At 42.8% G+C, this 22492-nt stretch carries 24 protein-coding genes and 2 pseudogenes; 14 read left to right on the top strand and 12 right to left on the bottom strand.

The genetic code is table 11. The features are described 5' to 3' along the window. Positions 1-13 precede the first annotated feature (13 nt). The 5 genes from dltA to D8797_RS02595 are packed head-to-tail and all read left to right on the top strand — an operon-like array spanning position 14 to position 4834. Entirely contained in the window at positions 14-1564 is a 1551-nt protein-coding gene (dltA, locus tag D8797_RS02615) for a D-alanine--poly(phosphoribitol) ligase subunit DltA (RefSeq protein ID WP_125379143.1), read from the top strand. After that, positions 1561-2805 carry a D-alanyl-lipoteichoic acid biosynthesis protein DltB gene (gene dltB / locus D8797_RS02610; RefSeq protein WP_125379142.1) on the top strand — a complete coding sequence of 415 codons (1245 nt, stop codon included), beginning with the start codon at positions 1561-1563 and terminating at the stop codon, positions 2803-2805. Before dltA ends, dltB begins: the two co-directional genes overlap by 4 nt. Before the next feature lie 21 nt (positions 2806-2826). Next, positions 2827-3066, top strand: a complete 240-nt coding sequence (gene dltC, locus D8797_RS02605; RefSeq protein WP_005591431.1) for a D-alanine--poly(phosphoribitol) ligase subunit DltC — start codon at positions 2827-2829, stop codon at positions 3064-3066. Further along, a complete protein-coding gene (gene dltD, locus D8797_RS02600) occupies positions 3059-4330 on the top strand; it encodes a D-alanyl-lipoteichoic acid biosynthesis protein DltD (RefSeq protein ID WP_125379141.1) in 1272 nt (423 codons plus the stop codon). Before dltC ends, dltD begins: the two co-directional genes overlap by 8 nt. A gap of 24 nt (positions 4331-4354) precedes the next feature. Continuing rightward, positions 4355-4834: a GNAT family N-acetyltransferase gene (locus D8797_RS02595; RefSeq protein ID WP_125379140.1), complete on the top strand. Its 480-nt coding sequence runs from the start codon at positions 4355-4357 to the stop codon at positions 4832-4834. A 30-nt stretch (positions 4835-4864) separates the two neighbouring features. On the opposite strand, the gene D8797_RS02590 is transcribed toward D8797_RS02595, so the two are convergent. The 4 genes from D8797_RS02590 to D8797_RS02575 form a co-directional block, all read right to left on the bottom strand. After that, entirely contained in the window at positions 4865-5692 is an 828-nt protein-coding gene (locus D8797_RS02590) for a Cof-type HAD-IIB family hydrolase (RefSeq protein ID WP_125379139.1), read from the bottom strand. 41 nt (positions 5693-5733) lie between these two features. Next, positions 5734-6480 carry a DeoR/GlpR family DNA-binding transcription regulator gene (locus tag D8797_RS02585; protein WP_125379138.1) on the bottom strand — a complete coding sequence of 249 codons (747 nt, stop codon included), beginning with the start codon at positions 6478-6480 and terminating at the stop codon, positions 5734-5736. 231 nt (positions 6481-6711) lie between these two features. After that, the gene (locus D8797_RS02580; protein ID WP_125379137.1) at positions 6712-7884 is read right to left on the bottom strand and encodes a CynX/NimT family MFS transporter; all 1173 of its coding nucleotides are present in this window, start codon (positions 7882-7884) and stop codon (positions 6712-6714) included. Between the two features lie 76 nt (positions 7885-7960). Continuing rightward, a complete protein-coding gene (locus tag D8797_RS02575) occupies positions 7961-8482 on the bottom strand; it encodes a TetR/AcrR family transcriptional regulator (protein ID WP_125379136.1) in 522 nt (173 codons plus the stop codon). Positions 8483-8653: 171 nt separating this feature from the next. On the opposite strand from D8797_RS02575, the gene D8797_RS02570 reads away from it, so the two are divergent. The 4 genes from D8797_RS02570 (at position 8654) to D8797_RS02555 (ending at position 11142) form a co-directional block, all read left to right on the top strand. Further along, the gene (locus D8797_RS02570; protein WP_125379135.1) at positions 8654-9514 is read left to right on the top strand and encodes a cation diffusion facilitator family transporter; all 861 of its coding nucleotides are present in this window, start codon (positions 8654-8656) and stop codon (positions 9512-9514) included. 151 nt (positions 9515-9665) lie between these two features. Then, a complete protein-coding gene (locus D8797_RS02565) occupies positions 9666-10268 on the top strand; it encodes a DUF3796 domain-containing protein (RefSeq protein WP_125379134.1) in 603 nt (200 codons plus the stop codon). Positions 10269-10270: 2 nt separating this feature from the next. Then, positions 10271-10498, top strand: a complete 228-nt coding sequence (locus D8797_RS02560) for a helix-turn-helix transcriptional regulator (protein ID WP_125379133.1) — start codon at positions 10271-10273, stop codon at positions 10496-10498. Then, the gene (locus D8797_RS02555) at positions 10495-11142 is read left to right on the top strand and encodes a Maf family protein (RefSeq protein ID WP_125379132.1); all 648 of its coding nucleotides are present in this window, start codon (positions 10495-10497) and stop codon (positions 11140-11142) included. Before D8797_RS02560 ends, D8797_RS02555 begins: the two co-directional genes overlap by 4 nt. A 100-nt stretch (positions 11143-11242) precedes the next feature. Here D8797_RS02555 and D8797_RS02550 read toward each other — a convergent pair whose 3' ends face one another. After that, on the bottom strand, positions 11243-12415 hold the full coding sequence (locus D8797_RS02550) for a family 1 glycosylhydrolase (protein ID WP_125379131.1): 1173 nt from the start codon (positions 12413-12415) through the stop codon (positions 11243-11245). A 40-nt stretch (positions 12416-12455) separates the two neighbouring features. Then, positions 12456-15218, bottom strand: coding sequence for a serine-rich family protein (locus tag D8797_RS02545; RefSeq protein ID WP_260471193.1), 2763 nt, complete (start codon positions 15216-15218; stop codon positions 12456-12458). A 268-nt stretch (positions 15219-15486) separates the two neighbouring features. On the opposite strand from D8797_RS02545, the pseudogene D8797_RS02540 reads away from it, so the two are divergent. Together D8797_RS02540 and D8797_RS02535 are read left to right on the top strand one after the other, a co-directional pair. Beyond that, a pseudogene (locus D8797_RS02540) lies at positions 15487-15691 on the top strand (phosphomethylpyrimidine kinase); the annotation flags it as partial. A gap of 87 nt (positions 15692-15778) precedes the next feature. Next, the gene (locus D8797_RS02535; RefSeq protein WP_125379129.1) at positions 15779-16396 is read left to right on the top strand and encodes an SAP domain-containing protein; all 618 of its coding nucleotides are present in this window, start codon (positions 15779-15781) and stop codon (positions 16394-16396) included. 462 nt (positions 16397-16858) lie between these two features. On the opposite strand, the pseudogene D8797_RS10345 reads toward D8797_RS02535, so the two are convergent. The 3 genes and pseudogenes from D8797_RS10345 to D8797_RS02515 form a co-directional block, all read right to left on the bottom strand. Beyond that, positions 16859-16948 (bottom strand): annotated as a pseudogene (locus D8797_RS10345) (helix-turn-helix domain-containing protein); the annotation flags it as partial. A gap of 50 nt (positions 16949-16998) precedes the next feature. Then, positions 16999-17337: a Cd(II)/Zn(II)-sensing metalloregulatory transcriptional regulator CadX gene (gene cadX / locus D8797_RS02520; protein WP_000711078.1), complete on the bottom strand. Its 339-nt coding sequence runs from the start codon at positions 17335-17337 to the stop codon at positions 16999-17001. Between the two features lie 17 nt (positions 17338-17354). Beyond that, positions 17355-17963, bottom strand: coding sequence for a CadD family cadmium resistance transporter (locus D8797_RS02515; protein WP_261082950.1), 609 nt, complete (start codon positions 17961-17963; stop codon positions 17355-17357). 28 nt (positions 17964-17991) lie between these two features. Between D8797_RS02515 and D8797_RS10340 the strand changes: the two genes are divergently transcribed. After that, on the top strand, positions 17992-18177 hold the full coding sequence (locus D8797_RS10340; protein ID WP_002892741.1) for a hypothetical protein: 186 nt from the start codon (positions 17992-17994) through the stop codon (positions 18175-18177). Between the two features lie 78 nt (positions 18178-18255). Here the strand turns inward: D8797_RS10340 and rpmG are convergent, their stop codons facing one another. Next, positions 18256-18405 (bottom strand): 50S ribosomal protein L33, encoded by a 150-nt coding sequence (rpmG, locus tag D8797_RS02505; RefSeq protein WP_001265622.1) that lies wholly within the window; start codon positions 18403-18405, stop codon positions 18256-18258. A 15-nt stretch (positions 18406-18420) separates the two neighbouring features. After that, complete coding sequence (gene rpmF / locus D8797_RS02500) at positions 18421-18603, bottom strand: 50S ribosomal protein L32 (RefSeq protein WP_000290416.1); 183 nt, start codon at positions 18601-18603, stop codon at positions 18421-18423. Positions 18604-18870: 267 nt separating this feature from the next. Here rpmF and ilvD point away from each other — a divergent pair, with 267 nt between their 5' ends. Then, complete coding sequence (gene ilvD / locus D8797_RS02495) at positions 18871-20577, top strand: dihydroxy-acid dehydratase (RefSeq protein WP_125379127.1); 1707 nt, start codon at positions 18871-18873, stop codon at positions 20575-20577. Between the two features lie 69 nt (positions 20578-20646). On the opposite strand, the gene D8797_RS02490 is transcribed toward ilvD, so the two are convergent. Then, positions 20647-20988 carry a metal-sulfur cluster assembly factor gene (locus D8797_RS02490; RefSeq protein ID WP_005591447.1) on the bottom strand — a complete coding sequence of 114 codons (342 nt, stop codon included), beginning with the start codon at positions 20986-20988 and terminating at the stop codon, positions 20647-20649. A 184-nt stretch (positions 20989-21172) separates the two neighbouring features. On the opposite strand from D8797_RS02490, the gene hisS reads away from it, so the two are divergent. Continuing rightward, the gene (gene hisS, locus D8797_RS02485) at positions 21173-22453 is read left to right on the top strand and encodes a histidine--tRNA ligase (protein WP_125379126.1); all 1281 of its coding nucleotides are present in this window, start codon (positions 21173-21175) and stop codon (positions 22451-22453) included. Positions 22454-22492 lie beyond the last annotated feature (39 nt).

Genomic DNA, 22492 nt, shown 5'->3' with positions numbered 1-22492 from the left:
GAGTACTATACACATGTCAAATACAGCAATTACAGATATGATTGAAGCGATTGAGCACTTTGCTCAGACGCAGCCAGATTTCCCTGTCTACAATGTCCTCGGACAAGTCCATACCTACGGAGATCTAAAGTCCGATTCCGATGCACTGGCAGCTAAGATTGATAGCTTGGGGCTGGCTCCCAAGTCACCCGTCGTTGTTTACGGTGGTCAGGAGTACGAAATGTTGGCTACTTTTGTGGCCTTGACCAAGGCTGGTCATGCTTATATTCCTATTGATAGTCACTCAGCCTTGGAGCGCGTGACTGCTATTTTGGAAGTAGCCGAACCAAGCCTGATTATTGCCATTGCGGATTTTCCGCTGGCTGATACAGATGCAAGCATTCTCAGTCTGGCAGAGGTTCGAGCGGCTTACGCAGAAAAGACTGCCTATGAGATGAGCCATCCTGTCAAGGGTGATGACAATTACTACATCATCTTTACTTCTGGTACGACTGGTAAACCTAAAGGTGTGCAAATTTCTCATGATAACCTGCTCAGCTTTACCAACTGGATGATTACAGACAAGGAATTTGCGACACCGAGCCGTCCGCAAATGCTGGCACAACCGCCCTATTCTTTCGACTTATCAGTTATGTATTGGGCACCGACTTTGGCACTGGGAGGCACTCTCTATGCCCTGCCGTCTAGTCTGACTCAGGACTTTAAGCAGCTATTTGAAGCGATTCTCAGCCTGCCTGTAGCAATCTGGACTTCTACACCGTCCTTTGCGGATATGGCCATGCTTTCGGAAGATTTTAATAGCCAAAAGATGCCAGGCATTACGCATTTTTACTTTGATGGGGAGGAGTTGACGGTCAAGACAGCTCAGAAATTGCGGGAGCGTTTCCCTGAGGCTCGTATTATCAATGCCTATGGCCCAACCGAAGCAACGGTGGCTCTGTCTGCAGTTGCTATCACAGATGAGATGCTAGCGACCCTCAAGCGCTTGCCAATCGGCTATACCAAGGCGGATTCGCCAACCTTTGTCATCGATGAAAATGGGCAAAAGTTGCCGAATGGACAGCAGGGCGAGATCATTGTCTGCGGACCAGCCGTATCCAAGGGCTACCTCAACAATCCTGAAAAGACAGCTGAAGCCTTCTTTGAATTTGAGGGGCTGCCAGCCTATCATACAGGTGATGTGGGTACGATGACTGATGAAGGTCTCCTACTCTACGGCGGTCGTATGGACTTCCAGATTAAGTTTAACGGCTATCGCATCGAGCTAGAGGACGTATCTCAAAACCTCAACAAATCCAAGTATATCGAGGCGGCAGTAGCAGTACCACGCTACAATAAGGACCACAAGGTTCAAAACTTATTGGCCTACGTTATTTTGAAGGACGGTGTTGCAGAGCAATTTGACCGCGAAATCGATATTACCAAGGCTATCAAGGAGGATCTGCAGGATATCATGATGTCTTATATGATGCCATCTAAGTTCCTCTATCGGGAATCTCTGCCCCTAACACCAAACGGTAAGATTGATATCAAGGGGCTGATTAGTGAGGTCAACAAGTCATGATGGATTTCTTGAAACAGCTTCCTCATCTGGAGCCTTACGGAGACCCACAGTATTTCCTTTATCTTATCTTGGCTGTTTTGCCAATCTTTATCGGACTTTTCTTTAAAAAACGCTTCCCGGTCTATGAAGCCTTAGTCAGCTTGGCCTTTATCGTCTTGATGCTGACGGGCCCTAGTCTGGCGCAGCTTTATGCCCTGCTCTTTTATGTCGTCTGGCAGACGATCTGGGTTTATTCTTATAAATTCTACCGCAAAAAGCGGGACAGCAAGTGGATATTTTATTTGCATACATCATTGGCGATCCTGCCCCTATTCTGGGTCAAGGTCGAGCCAGCTATCAGTGGCCATCAATCACTCTTTGGCTTTCTGGGAATTTCCTATCTGACCTTCCGCTCAGTTGGTATGATTATTGAGCTGAGGGATGGCGCGCTGACTGATTTCAGCCTCTGGGAATTCCTCCGCTTTATGCTCTTTATGCCCACTTTTTCTAGTGGTCCCATTGATCGTTTCAAACGTTTCAATGAAAATTATCTCCAAATTCCAGAGCGCGATGAGCTTCTAGATATGCTGGAGCAGTCGGTCAAGTATATCATGCTGGGCTTTCTCTATAAGTTTGTCTTGGCCCATATCTTTGGCCACATGATTTTAGGGCACGTCAAGACCTATGCCCTCTATACTGGCGGTTTCTTCAATCTGGGAACGCTAGGCGTCATGTATGTCTTTGGTCTGGATCTCTTCTTTGACTTTGCCGGTTATTCGATGTTTGCGGTGGCCATTTCCAATCTCATGGGCATCAAGAGCCCTATCAACTTTGACAAGCCTTTTGTTTCACGCGATTTGAAAGAATTCTGGAATCGCTGGCACATGAGCCTGTCCTTCTGGTTCCGAGACTTTGTCTTTATGCGCCTGGTCATGGTGCTCATGCGTAATAAGGTCTTTAAAAACCGCAATACGACTTCCAGTGTAGCCTATATAATCAATATGTTGGTCATGGGCTTCTGGCATGGTGTGACCTGGTACTATATCGCCTATGGTCTCTTCCACGGTCTGGGCTTGGTGGTCAATGACGCTTGGCTCCGTAAGAAAAAGACCATCAATAAAGAGCGTAAAAGTAAGGGACTGCCAGCCCTGCCTGACAACAAGTGGACCCAAGCGCTGGGAGTTGTTATCACCTTCCATGTTGTCATGTTCTCATTCTTGATCTTCTCAGGATTTTTGAATGACCTTTGGTTTAAAAAATAAAATGTAAACGAGGAAACTATAATGGATGTAAAAGCAGAAGTAATTGAAATTATTGACGAATTATTTATGGAAGATGTTTCGGACATGATGGACGAGGATTTGTTTGATGCTGGCGTTTTGGACAGTATGGGAACGGTGGAGCTGATTGTTGAGCTGGAAAACCGTTTTGACATCCGCGTGCCAGTATCAGAATTTGGCCGTGATGACTGGAATACAGCCAATAAAATCGTTGAAGGCGTAACGGAGCTTCGTAATGCTTAAACGACTCTGGCTGATTCTGGGGCCGGTCTTCTGCGCCTTGGTCATGGTCGCCCTGCTCTTTTTCTTCTATCCGCTTGAGAAAAAGCATGATGTGGAAGCAGAGAAGCGGGCAGCTGTGACTCTTACAGCAGAAACTTTCAAGAGCCGTAGCAAAAAAATGACGGCCCTGACAGATCAAGATACCCGTTTTGTGCCCTACTTTGGCTCCAGCGAATGGCTGCGCTTTGACAGTATGCACCCAGCTGTTTTGGCTGAGAAGTATGACCGCAATTACCGACCTTATTTTCTAGGGCAGCGGGGGGCGGCTTCGCTCAACCAATATTTTGGGATGCAGCAGATGACCTCTGAGCTGGAAAATAAGACGGCTGTCTATGTCGTGTCTCCGCAATGGTTTACCAAAAAGGGCTATGATGCGGCGGCTTTTCAGCAGTATTTCAATAGCGACCAGCTAGCTGGATTTCTTAACTGGCAGGACGGTGGTGTAGGCTCTCAGTATGCAGCCCAGCGGCTTTTGCAGCTCTATCCCAACATTGCTATGGGGGATATTGTCAGGAAAGTGGCTGATGGAAGCCAACTGACTTCTTTTGAGCAGCAGTATATCAACACTATGAGCCGGATTTATCAGCGGGAGGATGCATTTTTCAGTACATTTGCTGCTGGTAATAATGGCAACTATGACACGAAGGTTTTACCTCAGCTTTCCCGTCTTCCAGATGAATTCTCCTATGAAGAATTGGAAAAACTGGCTACGGCAGATGCTGTCAAGCAGACCAATAACAATGATTTAGGTATCGATAACGACTTTTATAAGAAGCGTTTGGCTAGAAAAATCAAGAAGTTCAAAGGCTTCCAATCCAAACAGTCTTACGAAAAGTCTCCTGAGTACAATGATTTGCAGCTGGTTTTGGAGCAATTTGCCAAATCAAAAACCAATGTCATCTTTGTCATTCCACCGGTCAATGCCAAATGGATGGCCTATACTGGACTGAGTGAAGAGATGTACCAGCGGACAGTTGAGAAGATTAAGTTCCAGCTGGAAAGTCAAGGCTTTACGAATATTGCTGACTTTTCTAAGGACGGCGACAAGCCTTACTTTATGCAGGATACGATCCACATGGGCTGGAATGGCTGGCTGGCCTTCGACAAGGCTGTAGATCCTTTTGTGTCTAACCCTCAACCTGCTCCGAATTATCAGATCAATGAAAAATTCTTCAGTAAGGAGTGGGCTAATTACACGGGCGATTATGAGGAATTTGTCAAATAAGAATGCAAGCTGGAAGGAGAAGCTATGATTCGCTTGGCGGAAATGCAGGATATCCCAGCAATTTTAGCAATTTTTGAGCAGGCTAGGGAGTTTATGCGGACCATGGGAAATCCCAGTCAGTGGCCGACTTCCTATCCAAATCGTCAGTTAGTAGAGGAAGATATTCGAGCGGGTCACTGCTATGTCTTTGAAGAGGCTGGGAAAGTTGTTGGAACTTTTGCATTCATCATCGGACCAGATCCAACCTACCAAGAGATTGAAGGTGCTTGGCATTTTTCAGAGCCCTACGGTACAATCCACCGTATCGCTTCAAATGGACAAGTCAAGGGTTTGGCTCACCAGTGTTTTGACTTTTGCCTGCAGAAAATTTCCTATCTCCGCATCGATACGCATGCGGATAACCATCCGATGCAAGCAGCCATTCACCGCTACGGTTTTAGCCAGTGTGGCACGATTTATTTGCCAGATGGCAGCCCTCGCCTTGCCTATGATTATCACCAATGAAAAAAATCTGCTCAAGGGCAGATTTTTTCGTTACATCAAAACATACTTTTCAATAGCTTTGGCGACACCGTGCTGGTTGTTGCTTTTAGTGACGACTGTTGCCTCAGCCTTAACTGCTTCAGGGGCATTGCCCATAGCAACTCCCAGACCGGCCAATCGCAGCATCGGAAGGTCATTGAAGTTGTCGCCAATCGTCATGACCTGCTCCAGTGGAATCTGGTAGTGTTTGGCCACTTCCAGAAGAACCTGCTCTTTTGACACCTCTTTGTGTGTGACTTCCAAATAGTTGTCCTTGGACAGGTAGAAGGCTGTATTTGGAAGATCCATCGTTTGTAAGTAGTCATGGAGTTGCTGGATAACAGCTGCCTCATCAATCAACAGCAACTTATGGGCTGGAATGAGCATATCTAGAACGGGCAGTAGAACATTTTGAATAAGAGGTCGCTCACCTGTAATCTCGGCTTCAATTTGTACCCACTTGTCTAAGCGATCAGCAATCCAATCTTTACCAGAGTAGAGATTGATGGAAATACTAGGAAACTTAGTTTTGACAAGTTCCAGAAAAGTGCGGATTTCTTTTTTATCCAATGGATGCTCGATAATGGTCTTGTAATTTTGTGGGTCACCCTTGATGACCAGAGCACCATTGTAGCAGGCTAGAGGATTATCTCCCAGTCCCAGCTTACGCGCAATTGGCTCCATGCCCAGAGGAGAGCGGGCAGAGGCTAGGACAAAGGGGATATTTTCTTTTTTCAGCAAGGGAATCTGCTCCCTCAGCTGCGGATCTACTTGGTGCTGGTCATCGAGAATTGTGCCGTCAATGTCGCTGATAATTAAGCGAATATCTTGATTGGTCATGGTTGCTTCCTCCATAAGCTACAAAATGAAATCTTGTCGAGCTAGTAAATAATGGTGACTTTCCCAGCCAGAAGAGCTTCTAACTCAGGGCTAGGTTTTTGATCGGTGATCCAGTAGTCAAAATCGCTGATACTTCCTAAAATATAGGTTGATTCTTTCTTAACTTTAGCCTGCTCGGCCAGCAGAATCTTTGTCTTGGCCTGCTTGAGAGCTAGCTTCTTTAGATAGGCATCTTCCTGATCTTCAAAGCTAACTTGGCCATTTTTTAGGCCTGCAGCTCCGATAAAGGACAGATCAAAAGAGATATCTCTGAGCAGCTCGGCTTCATTGAGGGCGTAGTAAAAACGATTTCTCGGATAGAACTTCCCACCTAAAAGATGGAAATCAATCTGCTCCTGATCACTTAGCATGATGGCATTATCCAAAGAATGAGAAAAAATCGTCATCGGTTTCTGAACTTGCTGAGCCAGCTTGAGAACCACCGTCGACACATCAAAGAAATTGACCTGATTGGGTTTGAGAAAGTCCAGAGCCTTCTGAGCAATGGCCTTTTTTTCTTGGTTTAGTTGGCTGACACGGTCGTTGAAAGAAGGAATTTGCCGACTATTTTCCAAAGGAATAATCCCGCCATGGGTGCGCTGAACCAGTTTTCGCTCGCTCAAAATTGAGAAGTCACGGCGAATGGTATCCTTGGAAACCTGAAAATAGTCTACCATGTCCTTGGCCGCCAGCTGTTCTTTGTCCTCCAAAAGTTCCAGCATTTTTGAAAGCCGTTGCTCTTGATACATCTTTCTCATCCTTTCTGCTTCTTTATAAGTTCATTATAATTCATTTTATAAGTATATGCAAGTTTTTATAATGAAATATAAGTTATTTTATCGAAAATAAAAAAGTCTTTGTAAAATTAGGTTATAATCAAAAAAATCAAGCGGATAAGATGAGGAAAGATGATTTCAAGTGAATTTCGGAAATTACAAGAAACTTGGCAGCAAAAAACTCCTGATGGAGAATCAGAAGTTTTATAGAATCTTATCAAATTTTTCTATGTAAAAGAGGCTCATAGTCATGATGACGGTCAGACCGAGGAGGATGAGGATGGCTGGTGTCCAAGAATGGAATAAATCAAAACTGTAGCCAAAGAGGCTCGGGCCGAAGGCAGCTAGGATGTATCCTCCAGTTTGAGCCAGTCCAGATAGTTGAGCCGTTTGCGCAGGTGTAGAGGTCTTGAGGGAGAAGGTCACCATGAGATAGGGGAAGAGGGCACTGACAGACATACCAATGAGCAGATTAAGAATCAGCCAATAAGCAAAGGAATCTGTCCGAATCAAGAGCATGGTAATGCCGATCAGACCTGCCGCAGAAACCAAGCTAATCATAATCAGACGTTGACGAGCCTTCAAGCGCGCTGTCAAGCTAGGAATTGTCATCGAAAAGGGCAGGCTAATCAGAGAAAAGACCGCTGCTAGTAGTCCGGTCGTATCAGTAGAAAGGCCAGCTTGCTGCCCCAAGGTTGGCAACCAAGTCATGCTGGTATAAAAGAGTAGTGACTGTAAGCCGCCAAATAAAATTAAGGCCCAGACTCTTGGATTTTTCAGAAGCGCTCCTTGCTCTTGCTTTCCTTGCTGTTTAGCTGCCAAGCGATGGCTATATTTGACATTGGGTAGCCAAACCAGAAGAATCACAAAGCAAATCAAGGTTGATATCCAAATGAGACCTTGCCAAGAGCCCATTTGAACGATGGGAACAGCCAAAGCAGACAGAATCGTAATCGACAGCCCCATTGATGTGATATAAAGAGTCGTCAAAAGACCGACACGATGCGGCTGATTGGCCCGAATCAAGCTCGGAAGAAGGACGTTTAAGACAGCAATAGCCGCTCCTAAAATAATAGTCCCCGTATAGAGTAAGGGAAGATTAAACACGCGAATCAGTGAGCCTAGAGTTAGCACGAGTAACACAAGAGCAAACAGTTTTTCCAAGCTCATCTTTTGCGCCAAGCGCGGAGCAAAGACCGAGCAGAGGGCAAACATGATCAAGGGCAGGCTAGTCAAGAGGCCTAGGGAACTAACTGGGACCTGTAGCCCCTCTGCAATATCTGTCAGAACGATAGGCAAAACAGTAAAAGGAGCCCGTAGTGCTATCCCGATCATCACTATACCTGGAATTAAAAATGGTGAGTGTTCTTTTTTCATAAATAGTCAATCTCCTTTCGTACGTCAAGGAACGATTATACCATATCTTTTTAGAAAATGATAGGCGAATTGTGGCTTAGTCCATCAAGTCCAGAAAATAGTGAGAAATCGTGTCTTCCTCGACCTGCTTTCTTTGCTGCAGCCACCAGCTGACCGTCTCCACAAAAGTTGACGTCACATAATTTTTGAGGAAATGTTCAGGCAGATGGCTCTTTTCCTGCAACAATTTCTGCTGGATCATGGGAAAGAGATAGCGCTCAAGCTCAATTTTCAGGCGGTTGATGAAATAAGTATTTTTAGCCAAGAGAAGGGTAGCTATCCGATCCTGATTTTTCCGAAAGTGATGGAAAATATGGGCTGTCGCTTCAAATAAATCGCGTCCTTCAGAGCGCTCGATAAAGGTGTGCTGAAAGAGCTCTTGACAGAGTTCCTCTAGCAGAGCTTCCTTGGTCTCAAAGTGGCTATAGAAGGTGGAGCGGCCTACATCTGCCAGATCAATGATTTCCTGAACGGTGATGCTTTCGTAGCTTTTCTGATTGAGCAGGCTGATAAAGGCTTGGTAAATGGCTGCGCGTGATTTTTTTACTCGTCTATCCATGGAAATTCCGTACAAAAAGAGTTTTTTGTCTGCTAAGAGACAAAGGGCATGAACTGGCTCTTGTTTCCTTTCTGATAATAGTGGATAATATAACTGAACAGAGTGTTCGGTATTGATTAGATTATACCATAAATACTATTCCGTTTAAGCAAATATATAAAGGAGGTTCACATGAAATCCAGTAAAAATATGACAATCGCTTTTCTCTTGAACTTTTCTTTTGCTATTATTGAGTTTATCTTTGGCCTTCTCTTTAACTCTAGCGCCGTCTTAGCCGATGCGGTTCATGATACGGGAGATGCTTTGGCTATTGGTCTATCGACTCTTTTTGAAAAGATTTCCACAAAAAAAGAAGACCGAGAATATACCTTGGGTTATAAGCGTTACAGCTTGCTGGGTGCTCTCTTGACCTCAGTGATTTTGCTGGTCGGTTCGACCTTGGTTATCGTGGAAAATGTCCCTAAACTATTTGCCCCTGAGAAGGTGAATTATGATGGCATGTTGATTTTGGGGATTGTCGCCATCGTCGTCAATACAGTAGCCAGCCGAGTGGTCAGTCATGGACATAGCCACAATGAATCCATTCTCAGCCTGCATTTTCTTGAGGATATTTTGGGCTGGATAGCAGTTATCGTAGTTTCCCTCATTTTGCGCTTCACCGACTGGTACTTCCTAGATCCGCTGCTTTCTCTCATTATCGCAGGCTTTATTCTCAGTAAGGCTCTGCCAAAATTTTGGGAGAATATCCAGATCTTCCTAGACCATGTGCCCAGCGATGTGGACCTCGGTCAGCTTTATCAGGAAATAGCAGCGCTGGAAAATGTGCGAGCCATTACCCAGCTCAATGTATGGACGACGGATGGCTTGGAAAAATTTGCCATGCTTCATATCTGTTTGGAAAACCCAAATTTGCTGGCTGAAACGCAGGCTAGCTTGCGCCAAAAGCTCTTGGCTTATGGCATTGCCAAAGTGACCATTCAGACTGATGAAAGCTTACAAGAACACCAAGAATATTGTATTGGTAAAGAATAAGCCAGCTCCCCAGAGAAATTCTGGGGCTTTTGTTTGCGGAAATAAAAAATTTTCCCAAACAGCACATAAGTACTTGCCTTTTATTCTTATGTGTGATATATTTATAACATAAAGATGTTAAATATTTCTAACACTACGAAAGGAGTCTATCATGAAAAAAAGTCAAAAAATGGGTGGCTTCATTTTGATGGTTACCACCGCTCTCTTTATTGATTTAACTGTTTTCCTTGCTCCTAGCAATCTCAGCTGGCCAGCCAAGTGGATGATTGTCGGTTTAGTAAGTTTAGGTCAGCTCGTGAGTATCTGGTCTTGGTTTCACATGAAACCATGGCCTAAGAAGATGAAAGAAGTTCAAGAAAAGCAGGTCTATGATCTGACCATAAAATTTTATAATCTACTAACGCTTACGGCAACTTCTATCTATACTGTCGGAATTTGGTTGTGGACTCCGAGCACCAATCCGCCCTTTATAAAGTACATTGCCTTGGGAGGGCTCCTTGCTATCCAGTTTCTCTTTCTGTTATTTTTTGCCTTGAAAAAGGTCAAGGAGAGAGCAGACGAGCGTTTCTATGCCAATCTGGCAAAAGCAGCGACTTTGATGTTTGCCATTTGTATAGCAACTTTACTGGTACTTGCAGGCCTTAGCGCTAATGTAGGTTCCATCATAGTCAATACCGGAATATTTTTCATCATGATTGGTATCTTGGTTTTGCTCTTTGGCTTTGTCTTCTTTTTATTTGAAAAGAGGGGTTAAAAATGGCCAAAGAAAGTAAGATTATCACCAATCTCAAATCTGTCCGCGAATCCAGAGGCATGACCCAGCAGGAATTAGCTGACCGCATCGGTATGCGGCGCGAAACGATCTTGCACTTGGAAAATAACCGCTATAATCCCTCGCTAGAGATGGCTTTAAAAATCGCTCAGGTTTTTGATTTGCGGGTGGAAGAACTCTTTCAATTAAAGGACATAGGAGGACAATCATGAAGACGGTTTTTGACTACCAAAGGGAAGGTGAAAAAGGAAGGATTCGCCGCTTTGTCCTGCTATCTACGTCGCCCAGACGCAAGGAATTGCTGAGTTTTTTGAATCCAGAGATTCAGGCTGTAGAAGTGGATGAGCGAGCTATCGAAGAGCATTGTATGGCAACCATCGATGATCAGGACTTTCTGACTAAGGCAGCCAAAATTTGCTGTGAGATTTCCAAGGCCAAGTCTGATTTGGACTTGGAAGCTGAGACTCTTTATATTTCGGCTGATACCATCGTCGTAGTGGATGGTCAGATTTACAATAAACCACAGGATTTAGCTGAAGCCAGTCGGATGTTTCGCTCTTACTTTGGCAAGAGCCACCATGTAGTGACCTCGGTCTGCCTACGTATGCAGGGTTTTCTAGAAGTATTTTACACTGTGGCGCAGGTGGACTTTGTGGATTATTACCCAGAATTAGAGCCTGTCATTGAGGTCTATCTGCATGAGAAGCGTCCGCTAGACAAGGCAGGTGCTTATGGTTTTCAGGAGCTGGATCCTCGCTTTATTCGCTCAATTACAGGTGATATGCACACCATCATCGGCCTGCCTGTCGCTGAGACCAGCTATCGGATTTTTAGAGATAGCAAAGGAAAAGATTAAGGAATTGATTTCTATTCTAAAACATCAAAAAATCTCCCCACAAGTGATTATCCACTTTCTTAGGGAGATTTTTTCTATGTTTTGAACTTGGGACTGGATCCTAGATGTTTACATCGCTCCAGCTAAATGGTGTGTAGCCAAGCAACTCAATCCCGTCAATTTCAACGGATTTAATAATTTCTTGAACGTTGTCTTGAATGTTCTTAGCTAATTGCGGATGGTCAGAAACTTCAGAGCAAGTCTCAATGACCAATAGAGGCTTGTGATAGCGCTCGTATAGCTCAGACATGGCAATCCGAAGAAGGACAGGTTGCGCAAGGCAAGTTTCTACATTTTTGCGGACATATTTGTTGGTAAACAAATCTTGGATATTTTCCGCCGCATAATGTGAGAAAGCAACAAAGTCTACGATGCCTTCTCTTAAGGCGAAGACATCCTCTTCCGTAATGCCTAGATCCAGCTGATTTCGCTCAATGTAGCGAAGGAAGTGATTTGGATAGTGTCCCTTGGTCTGCACATCTGTAAAAATGTAGTTTTTACGTCTGTTCAGCTCATGGCCCAAGGCATCGGTAGCTGAGTGATTTTCTTGGTGGGAATCACTATTGATGGTAATCAAACTACCGAATTGGAAGGTTGGATTGATGGTTTGACCGAGCTTGACTACATTTGCGGATGCGATTAGTTGATGGTGAGCAGCCAGCCAGATTTGTTGCTCCTGGTTTTCCGTGCTGTCAAAGTGTAGCCCAGCGCCCAAGAATGGCAAATAGGAAAGAGCACTCATTTCTTTAAAGGTAATCCAGTAAGTGACTTTTTCTTTAAAGTGGGTCAAAACGGCTTCGCAATACTTTTCGTACAGGGCAATCATTTGACGACTTTTCCATGCGCCGTATTTTTCATACAAATGAAGCGGGAAATCGAAATGAGACAAGCTCACAATTGGTTCGATGTCATTCTCTAGCAGTGCATCGATAATTGACTCATAGAAAGCAAGAACCTTAGCATCGGGTCTCCGCTCTTCTCCTGTCGGGAAGAGGCGAGTCCATGAAAAGGACAGCTGGTAGGTGTTGAAGCCCATTGTTTTAATTTTTTCAATGTCTGCCAGATAATCCTGTTTGCTGGAGCCTTGTTTGAACAGATCGTAGGCTCCTAGGGGAATTGTTCGATAGTCAATTGTTCCGTCCATGACAGAGAGACGATAGTCTTCACCATACTGGGGCAGGATGTCAGTGATTCCTAGACTTTTACCATTACTTGATAGAATATTTCTAATCATATTAGTTCCTTTCAGTATTCATTCGCTGTTTGTTCTGAGCTTATTTTTTATGTCTCTTAGTAATCATGGCCAAGGTTGATAAATTCTGTGTGACAGTAGTGAACTCAGAAGCCATGCTTTGCGATTGATATACGGCAGCAGACAGACTGATCGAATGGGCTCTCTCTGCACTGATTGATTGTTCAATAATCATTCTTTGTGATTGCGATTCAGCGATAGATAGACTGATTGAACGCTCTCTTTCCACGCTCATTGATTGCTCAATAGCGATGCTTTGCGATTGCGATTCAGCAACAGACAGGCTGCGTGACTGTTCTTGCTCTAGGCTGATAGACTGCTCAATGATCTTACTTTGGGCTTCAGATTGGGCAAGGTAAATGCTGAATGAATGATCCTGTTCGACGCTGATTGATTGTTCAACGGCTCTGCTGAGGATTTTAGATTCTGCAGTAGATAAACTAAATGATTGTTCTTGCTCCAAGCTGGTAGACTGCTCAATAGTATCTCTTTTCGCTCTAGATTCCGCAGCTGCCAAACTGTATGAATATTCTTGTTCCAGATTGCGGGATTGTTCCATCGCTGTGTATTGTGATTGTGATTCAGCGATAGATAGGCTGCGTGACTGTTCTTGTTCCAAGCTGATAGACTGCTCTACGGCCACGCTTTTCGCTTGTGATTCCGCCATAGACAGGTTAGTAGATACTTCATTTTCTAGGCTGATCGACTGTTCAATAGCGATGCTTTGAATTTCATTTTCAGTAACAGATAGGCTTAGTGATGCCTCGTTTTCAGCACTGATAGACTGTTCAATTGCCCGACTTAAGGCTTCGGATTCCGCTACAGATAGGCTGATAGACGCTTCATTTTCTGCACTAATTGATAACTCGATCGCTTTACTTAGTGCTTCAGACTCTACGATAGATAAGCTAGTAGACACTTCGTTTTCTGTGATAATATCCTGTTCAATAGCTCTATCTAAGACTTGGGATTCCTCTACAGACAAGCTGATAGATGCTTCGCTCTCAGCACTAATTGATTCTTCAATAGCAATGCTTTGAGATACAGATTCAGCTATCGACAGACTAGTAGATGCTTCCAATTCTGTGCTGATTGATTCTTGGATAGCAATGCTTTGCGAAATAGACTCGGCTACGGCCAAGCTGGTAGATGCTTCGATTTCTGCACTGATTGATTCTTGGATGGCAATGCTTTGCGAAACAGATTCCGCCACAGACAGGCTAAGGGACGCTTCAATTTCCGCGCTGATTGATTCTTGGATGGCAATGCTTTGAGAAATAGACTCAGCCACCGACAAGCTGGTAGACGCTTCGATTTCTGCGCTGATCGATTCTTGGATGGCAATGCTTTGCGAAACTGACTCAGCCACCGACAAGCTGTTAGACGCTTCGATTTCTGCACTGATTGATTCTTGAATGGCAACGCTCTGAGAAATAGACTCTGCCACGGACAAGCTGTTAGACGCTTCGAATTCCGCGCTGATTGATTTTTGAATCGCGATGCTTTGAGATACAGACTCCGCCACGGACAAGCTGTTAGACGCTTCGAATTCCGCGCTGATGGATTCTTGGATAGCAATGCTTTGCGAAATAGACTCCGCCACGGACAAGCTGTTAGACGCTTCGAATTCCGCGCTGATGGATTCTTGGATAGCAATGCTTTGAGACACAGATTCAGCCACGGACAAGCTGGTAGATGTTTCGATCTCTGCACTGATAGATTCTTGGATGGCAATGCTTTGAGAAACAGACTCCGCCACGGATAAGCTCAGCGACGTTTCCAATTCCGCGCTGATAGATTCTTGAATGGCAATGCTTTGAGAAATAGACTCAGCTACGGATAGGCTCAACGACGTTTCCAATTCCGCGCTGATAGATTCTTGAATCGCGATGCTTTGCGAAATAGACTCGGCTACGGACAAGCTGGTAGAAGCTTCCAATTCTGCTCTAATGGATTCCTGAATCGCGATGCTTTGCGCCACAGACTCAGCAATAGACAAGCTAGTAGAAGCTTCCAATTCCGCACTGATCGATTCTTGGATAGCAATGCTTTGAGATACAGATTCAGCGATAGACAAGCTGGTAGATGCTTCGATTGCTGCGCTAATTGATTCTTGAATCGCGATACTTTGCGAAACCGACTCTGCTACAGATAGACTCAGTGATGCTTCGTTGTCCGCACTGAGAGACTCTTCAGCGGCCATGCTTTGAGATACTGACTCAAAAATTGATAAGCTAAGAGACGCTCTATTTTCTTCAAGGATTGATTGCTCGAAGGCATAACTTTGCGCAATTGACAAGCTAGCAGAAGTATCCGTTTCTTTGCTGTCAGATTGCCCAACTTCCAAACTGTGTGTCTGTGATTCGGTTACTTCTAAACTACGAGAAGCCTTTTTACTTTCTATACTTAATGACAGAGATATTGAATCAGCAGTGCTCTTCAAGCCCCTCTTTTTCATAGAATCTGAAGAAATGCTTGTCTCAGCAGATTCTGTCGTGCTGGCTGCCTGGCTTTTCGCTGCCATTTTTTCCTGCTCCAGACTAGCTTCACTTTCTACAGCTGGAGATTCGTCTGGATCCTCTTCTCCACCGATATTCATAACATCTAAGCGGTCGTAGTATTGGATCGATTCCAAAGCTTTCTCAATGAGGAAATTTTCTCTATCTTCTGGGTTCACATTGACTTGTGGGTTACTTCCTTCATTGTTATGAACCGCAGAAGTGGATGATTCGTCCTCTTCTCCTTTTATAAGACGCTTAAAGCCACCTAAAAAATTACGAAACATACCTTTGTTCTCTTCATTATTTGGCATGGACATAGTCTCCCTAATTTTAGTAATAATACTATTATAAAGGCTAGTAGAGCATCTGTCAAAATTTATTGCATTAAAATGAAGATTTTCAAAAGTAAGGGTTTTCTTGGAACTTTATAAGAGTTTTTCTCCGAATTTTATCCATCTTTGCTCTCTTTTTTGAAGGAGTTGAAGTCGATAGAAATAATATCTTCGAAATAATGATATAATATGAGAAGTTATGATTGTATTCCGGTTATTCAATCCTAATACAAGGAGAGCAGTTATAGAGGGGTTAAGAATATAGACGAGTAGATCATAGTTTAAGGAAATCCGAATGAAGCTATTGAAAGATTGCAAACTTAAAAGAAGATGCAAGCGAATATGTGAGAAAATCGGTTGGAAATGCTTTAGGGGATATTAGTAAGAAATTTCCAGAGTTGCTTAAAATTGAGCTCGATAGCTAGAACTTAGAAAGTAAAGTGATAAGACGGGTTTACAAGTTAGCAAGTAAATTGATTGTCTGACAAATTTGAATTTATTAAGGTGTGCATATGGGAGAAAAAAGACCTGATTTTCGAGATATAAAATCATTTGAAGAATTTAATAGATACTATTGGTATCGAGAAGAACTTTCACAAATTTGTAAGTCCCTTGGATTAGAGTATAGATGTACGAAGCAAGAATTGAACTATATTATCGAACAATATTTCAGGGGAAATAAAGTAGAAAAATTTTTGAAGACAGGAAACAAAAGTCAAGTCGAAGTGATAACCTTGGAGACTCCTTTACTTAACTGTGGTTTTTCTTTTAACCAAAAATTTCGAGATTATTTTTCAGCTATAACAGGGATTAGTCCGTTTAAATTTAGTGCTGATATGGCAACGGCTTGGCGAAAAGTAAAAAGGGATAAAGATATAACATTCACTATTCAAGATATGATTAAAATATATTATAGTGAGTCAGATTATGCCAAGTATGATAGTTCGGCTTGCCAATGGAATCAGTTTCTAAAAGACTTTTGTTTAGATGAATTGAGCGATTGTTATTCTAATAAGTTAAAAGTTGCAGCTATTCTCTGGAAAGAAGTTAGAGACTCGATACATGAAAAAGTTTACTCACGGGAACTTTTAAAAAAGCATGAATCTAAAGTAGAGGAATACCGTAAGTAAATAGGTTCCAGCTTGTCGAGCTGAATAAAGCTAGACACATTAATTTATATGTTATTTTATCATAACACAATAATAAAATAGATGTTGGAGCGAGCATAGAAAAAGAGGAGCCTCATAATGAAGTTCCTCTTACTTTTTATTGTCCGAATCAATATTCTCATTTCAAATAAAGGTAGTGAAAAAAGTAGTGATTCGGTTGATTTATATTGCGATGTACTGAATTCAAGAAAAAGAAAAAACGCTTGAAATGGACTGCACCCCAAAAGTTAGACAGAAAAAATCTAACATTGGGGTGTTTTATAATGAAATTGCGTTATGAAGCTAAAGTTCAAATCTATGAACTAAGGAAACAAGGAATCAGCTTAAAGCGTCTTTCAGAAAAATATGGAATTAATCTTTCAAATCTTTTGTATTTCAAAAATTTATTGGAACTTTTCTCTTTACGCGTTTGTCGTGTCATCATAGTTCGCTTTGTGTAATATTGTATTTTTTTCTTAAATTTTTGATACGAGTAGGTATTTCTTGTGAATAATTTTCTTCAAAAAATTTCATATATAATCCCCCTATAATCATGGAAAAGTATAAAGTAGTAAAAATAGTTGTTATCCTAGTTGATTAAAAAAATCTCTGATTTCCTCATCTTTTATAAAATAATATATAATTTTCCCCTCTCTTCTAGTGTCTAAGATGTTTTGATTGGCTAGTTTACGAAGATGGTGGGAGGCAGATGCCATACTGAGATTTAATAAACAGGCTATATCGCAGACACAGAGTTCTTCGACGGCAAGGAGATAAAAGATGATATTTATCTGTTTATTATCGGTAAATTTTGATAAAATGCGAAGTGATTTTTGGACTTTTTCCTTTTCAAGGTAGTTCGTTGCGGTTGTAACATTTTGTTGATTTATAACATCCACTTGACAGATACTATCTTTTTTCATAATTTTTTCTCCTAGCCTTACACAGCCCATAGCATGTCAAAGCTGTTGTTTTCAATCAGGATATACATCCCCAATCCTAAATAGACAACGGCAATAAACCATCTGCTATATTTTTCCAAAGTTTCTCCAACAGAAGGGACTTGTGCTAATTTTTGGGCAGAAAAAACCAAGAGATAAATCATGACTAGAAAAGTAAGTAAAGTCACTATCAAATTCGCTAAATTTAAGGTGGTAAAATATGGGACAAAGACACCAATATTGTCAGCGCCACAACTTGCAAAAGTAATCATAGCGACTAGAAAAATCAGGTTTTTATTGTCTTTTCGCAAACCATCTTTTGCAATAGCTTCTCCATCAGAATCTCCTAAAAGCAAAACTTTGAGGCCTAGGAAAATTGGAATCAAACCGAGTAAACCTAAAATCTCTTTACTAGGAATATAATTTAAGACAAATGCAAAAAGCAAACTTAGGAATATTAGACTAACAGAGCCTAGAAATTGTCCTAAATAGATGTTAATGATGTCCTTTCTGCTTTTTCTTTTGGCAAAAAATAACATTAGGATAATAAGTAAGTCTACGGCTGTCCCAGAATACAGGATTATTGAAGTAACAATATTTTGAATCATAAAACACCTCATTCAAATATATTTTTGAATGTATTCTAACATTAAACTTTGTAGATGTCAACTTAAAATCCACCAAAATATAGATAAGAAGTTAGTGTACCAAATATTAAAAAGCCCTGCCATCGAAATGATAGCAGGGCTTAACTTCAATATCCAGATGATATATTTATCTAAAAAAGGTAGAGTAAAAGGTAGAGTTTTTATTGATTTGTAGTGCGATATAATGAGTTTCAAAAAATCAAAAATTACTTAAAATCAATATTTTGACGTCTATTGACGTGTACTGAAACCCTTACTTAACCTCTGTAAACACAACGTGTTTGCGAAGTTTTGGTGAGTATTTCTTCAATTGAAGACGGTCTGGAGTGTTACGTTTGTTTTTAGAAGTAAGGTACAAGCGTTCACCAGATTCTTTGTGTTCAAGTGTAATATTTACGCGCATGGTATCTCCCTTCTATTATTCAGCTGCTGCAGCTTTAGCGATTTTACGTCCCTTGTAGTATCCTTTAAGTGATACGCGGTGAGAACGTGAGTAATCTCCAGTAGTTTCGTCAAAGTTTACAGATGGAGCTGTTACTTTGTAGTGTGTACGACGTTTGTTTTTCTTCGCTTTTGAAGTGCGACGTGCAGGTACTGCCATTGTTTGTTTCTCCTTTTAGAATGTAATTCGATGCAATCTCATGATTTTCATCAACTTTAACAGTATAACAAAACTTTTTTGTAAAGTAAAGTTACTTGACAGAAATTTTTGATTTTCTTTTTGCCAATAGCCAAGCTTTTTAGCAGTTGCATCTATTTTTAGGTTTATTATTCCAATATTCTGAAAATTTAAAAATTTTCTTCTATCCAATAGAGCATAAGTGTGGTATAATAAAGCACAAAGATGACTACAACGAAAGGGAAAGACATGACAGATAAATTAGATACACGCCACAGAAGTAAGATTTATGATAGTATGGTCAAATCTCCTAACCGCGCCATGCTTCGCGCGACAGGGATGACAGACAAGGACTTTGAGACTCCGATTGTCGGAGTGATTTCGACTTGGGCAGAAAATACGCCTTGTAATATTCACCTGCATGATTTTGGTAAACTAGCCAAGGAAGGAGTAAAAGAACAAGGTGCTTGGCCTGTTCAGTTCGGTACGATTACCGTCGCGGACGGGATCGCCATGGGAACACCGGGCATGCGTTTCTCTCTGACTTCACGCGACATCATCGCAGACTCCATCGAAGCTGCCATGGGCGGACATAATGTGGATGCCTTCGTCGCTATCGGGGGCTGTGACAAGAATATGCCTGGCTCCATGATTGCCATTGCAAACATGGATATCCCAGCTATTTTCGCTTACGGAGGAACCATTGCACCGGGAAATCTGGATGGCAAGGACATTGACCTAGTTTCTGTCTTTGAAGGCATCGGGAAGTGGAACCATGGTGATTTGACTGCTGAGGAAGTGCGCCGCATCGAGTGTAACGCCTGCCCTGGCCCTGGTGGCTGTGGCGGTATGTACACGGCTAATACTATGGCGACAGCTATTGAAGTCCTTGGGATGAGCTTGCCTGGCTCTTCTTCTCACCCAGCAGAATCTCAAGATAAGAAGGATGATATCGTGGAAGCTGGTCGAGCAGTTGTCCGAATGCTGGAAATGGGGCTCAAACCGTCTGACATTCTGACTCGCGAAGCCTTCGAAGATGCGATCACAGTGACCATGGCTCTGGGTGGCTCTACCAATGCTACTCTGCACTTGCTGGCCATTGCTCATGCGGCCAATGTGGAGCTGACCTTGGATGACTTTAATGTCATTCAAGAGCGCGTGCCGCATTTGGCGGATTTGAAACCATCTGGCCAGTATGTCTTCCAAGACCTATACAATGTCGGTGGTGTGCCTGCTGTTATGAAATACTTGCTGGCAAATGGTTTCCTACATGGCGACCGCATCACTTGTACAGGTAAGACGGTGGCGGAAAACTTGGCTGACTTTGCTGACTTGACGCCAGGTCAGAAGGTCATCATGCCGCTTGAAAATCCAAAACGTGCGGACGGTCCATTGATTATCCTGCATGGTAATCTAGCTCCAGACGGCGCGGTTGCCAAGGTATCAGGTGTTAAAGTGCGCCACCACATCGGTCCAGCCAAGGTCTTTGACTCAGAAGAAGCTGCTATTGATGCAGTGCTGGCCGATGAAGTAGTCGATGGCGATGTAGTCGTGGTTCGCTACGTTGGTCCAAAGGGTGGCCCTGGTATGCCAGAAATGCTGTCACTTTCTTCTATCATCGTAGGGAAAGGGCAAGGAGATAAGGTAGCACTCTTGACAGACGGTCGCTTCTCAGGTGGTACCTACGGTCTCGTTGTCGGACATATCGCTCCGGAAGCTCAGGATGGTGGCCCGATTGCCTACCTTCGCACAGGCGATATGGTCACGGTTGACCAAGATACCAAGGAAATTTCCATGGCAGTTTCTGAAGAAGAACTTGAAAAACGAAAAGCAGAAACAACTATTCCACCGCTTTATAGCCGCGGTGTACTTGGTAAATATGCTCACATGGTATCTTCTGCCGCTAAAGGTGCTGTTACCGATTTCTGGAAACCAGAAGAAACAGGGAAGAAATAACCTATATATGACAAAAGAACCCGCTAGTTTTCCTAGCGGGTTTATTAATTTGGATGAATGTTCATCTTCTTATCTAGGACTAATCCCTAACGCAATTCGTCCAAAGCGACTGATGCGGGTGATTTTCCACGCGGGCGACCAAGTGACTTCAACAGAGACAGTTTCGATGCCCTCGATTTGCTTAAGGGACTCGACGATTTCAATGGGAACGGTCTCGGTACAGTCGCAGGCTGTGTCTGTGAAGGTCATGACAATCTTGCAGTGGCCAGTCTCGTCAAGATTGATTTCATAGATGAGTCCGAGATTGTAGACATCAAGCTCGACTTCTGGATCGTAAATCGTTTCGAGTTTTTTAATTAATTCTTCTTGGATAGCTGCTGCTCGGTCATTGATTTTGATATCGTCTCTCATCTTCGGTCCTTCTTTCTCTATAGAATGGTGGTCTTATTTTCTCATAATTCTGACAATTTTTCAAGAAATTCTGGCGAATGAAAACGGATTTAGTCTCTCGGAGGGAATTTTTCTGCTCTAACTCCTCAAAACATCTGATTTATGGTAAAATAATAGATATTATATAGTTGCAGAGGATTAGAAAATGAAATTACAAAAACCTAAAGGAACTCAGGATATCCTCCCTCAGGAATCTGCTAAATGGCAGTATCTGGAGGAGTTTGCTCGTAAGACGTTTAAAAAATACAACTATGCGGAAATTCGGACACCGATTTTTGAGCACTATGAGGTCATCAGTCGTTCTGTTGGAGATACAACAGACATCGTGACCAAGGAAATGTATGATTTCTACGATAAGGGAGACCGTCATATTACGCTACGGCCAGAAGGAACTGCACCGGTCGTTCGTTCTTATGTCGAAAACAAGCTCTTTGCACCAGAAGTTCAAAAGCCAGTTAAGCTTTATTATATGGGCTCTATGTTCCGCTATGAGCGGCCTCAGGCTGGTCGCTTGCGCGAATTTCACCAAATCGGGGTGGAGTGCTTCGGCTCTGAAAATCCAGCGACAGATGCAGAAACGATTGCTATGGCGGCTCAGTTCTTCAAGGAAATTGGTATTGGACAGGTGACGCTGCAGCTGAATAGTTTGGGCAATGCAGCGAGTCGAGCTGCCTACCGTCAGGCCTTGATTGATTATTTGACTCCGCTGAAAGACGGTCTTTCTAAGGATAGTCAGCGTCGTTTGGAGGAAAATCCGCTGCGGGTGCTGGATTCGAAGGAAAAAGAAGATAAGGCAGCCGTTGCACAGGCTCCTTCGATTTTGGACTTTCTGGACGAGGAGAGCCAGGAGCATTTTGCGGCTGTCCGCTCAATGCTAGAGTCTCTGGGGGTTCCTTATGTCATTAACACCAATATGGTGCGCGGTCTGGACTACTACAATCACACGATTTTTGAGTTTACGACTGATGTGGCAGGCAGCGAACTAACTATCTGTGCGGGTGGCCGTTATGATGGCTTGGTTGACTATTTCGGTGGGCCAGAAACCCCTGCCTTTGGTTTTGGTATGGGAATGGAGCGTCTGCTCTTGATTTTGGAAAAACAGGGAGCAGCTTTGCCACTTGAGACAGGCTTGGATGCCTATATTGCCGTTCTAGGTGAAGCTGCCAATCGCAGTGCTTTGGAGCTGGTACAGGCTCTCCGCAATCAAGGATTTGCGGTCGAGCGAGACTATTTGGATCGCAAGCTCAAGGCTCAGTTTAAGTCAGCAGATGCTTTCAGAGCCAAGACCATCATTACTTTAGGTGAAAGTGAAATCGAAAGCAACCAAGTCACTGTGAAGAATAATGAAACTCGTCAAGAAGTGGTGGTTGGACTGGATCAAGTTCAAGAAAACTATCAGGCTGTTCTCGAAGAATTGGGTTGTTAATAGACTTTTAGATTTAAATAACCAATTTATTAAAACTGA

Source organism: Streptococcus cristatus (genome assembly GCF_003944225.1).
GTDB lineage: Bacteria > Bacillota > Bacilli > Lactobacillales > Streptococcaceae > Streptococcus > Streptococcus cristatus_K.
Note: the sequence above shows the minus strand (reverse complement) of the source record. Positions and strands in the feature narration are given on the sequence as shown.

Coding starts and splice junctions, on each gene's coding strand:
- dltA (WP_125379143.1), top strand. CDS start 14: ATGTCAAATACAGCAATTACAGATATGATTGAAGCGATTGAGCACTTT.
- dltB (WP_125379142.1), top strand. CDS start 1,561: ATGATGGATTTCTTGAAACAGCTTCCTCATCTGGAGCCTTACGGAGAC.
- dltC (WP_005591431.1), top strand. CDS start 2,827: ATGGATGTAAAAGCAGAAGTAATTGAAATTATTGACGAATTATTTATG.
- dltD (WP_125379141.1), top strand. CDS start 3,059: ATGCTTAAACGACTCTGGCTGATTCTGGGGCCGGTCTTCTGCGCCTTG.
- D8797_RS02595 (WP_125379140.1), top strand. CDS start 4,355: ATGATTCGCTTGGCGGAAATGCAGGATATCCCAGCAATTTTAGCAATT.
- D8797_RS02590 (WP_125379139.1), bottom strand. CDS start 5,692: ATGACCAATCAAGATATTCGCTTAATTATCAGCGACATTGACGGCACA.
- D8797_RS02585 (WP_125379138.1), bottom strand. CDS start 6,480: ATGTATCAAGAGCAACGGCTTTCAAAAATGCTGGAACTTTTGGAGGAC.
- D8797_RS02580 (WP_125379137.1), bottom strand. CDS start 7,884: ATGAAAAAAGAACACTCACCATTTTTAATTCCAGGTATAGTGATGATC.
- D8797_RS02575 (WP_125379136.1), bottom strand. CDS start 8,482: ATGGATAGACGAGTAAAAAAATCACGCGCAGCCATTTACCAAGCCTTT.
- D8797_RS02570 (WP_125379135.1), top strand. CDS start 8,654: ATGAAATCCAGTAAAAATATGACAATCGCTTTTCTCTTGAACTTTTCT.
- D8797_RS02565 (WP_125379134.1), top strand. CDS start 9,666: ATGAAAAAAAGTCAAAAAATGGGTGGCTTCATTTTGATGGTTACCACC.
- D8797_RS02560 (WP_125379133.1), top strand. CDS start 10,271: ATGGCCAAAGAAAGTAAGATTATCACCAATCTCAAATCTGTCCGCGAA.
- D8797_RS02555 (WP_125379132.1), top strand. CDS start 10,495: ATGAAGACGGTTTTTGACTACCAAAGGGAAGGTGAAAAAGGAAGGATT.
- D8797_RS02550 (WP_125379131.1), bottom strand. CDS start 12,415: ATGATTAGAAATATTCTATCAAGTAATGGTAAAAGTCTAGGAATCACT.
- D8797_RS02545 (WP_260471193.1), bottom strand. CDS start 15,218: ATGTTTCGTAATTTTTTAGGTGGCTTTAAGCGTCTTATAAAAGGAGAA.
- D8797_RS02535 (WP_125379129.1), top strand. CDS start 15,779: ATGGGAGAAAAAAGACCTGATTTTCGAGATATAAAATCATTTGAAGAA.
- cadX (WP_000711078.1), bottom strand. CDS start 17,337: ATGAAAAAAGATAGTATCTGTCAAGTGGATGTTATAAATCAACAAAAT.
- D8797_RS02515 (WP_261082950.1), bottom strand. CDS start 17,963: ATGATTCAAAATATTGTTACTTCAATAATCCTGTATTCTGGGACAGCC.
- D8797_RS10340 (WP_002892741.1), top strand. CDS start 17,992: ATGTATTCTAACATTAAACTTTGTAGATGTCAACTTAAAATCCACCAA.
- rpmG (WP_001265622.1), bottom strand. CDS start 18,405: ATGCGCGTAAATATTACACTTGAACACAAAGAATCTGGTGAACGCTTG.
- rpmF (WP_000290416.1), bottom strand. CDS start 18,603: ATGGCAGTACCTGCACGTCGCACTTCAAAAGCGAAGAAAAACAAACGT.
- ilvD (WP_125379127.1), top strand. CDS start 18,871: ATGACAGATAAATTAGATACACGCCACAGAAGTAAGATTTATGATAGT.
- D8797_RS02490 (WP_005591447.1), bottom strand. CDS start 20,988: ATGAGAGACGATATCAAAATCAATGACCGAGCAGCAGCTATCCAAGAA.
- hisS (WP_125379126.1), top strand. CDS start 21,173: ATGAAATTACAAAAACCTAAAGGAACTCAGGATATCCTCCCTCAGGAA.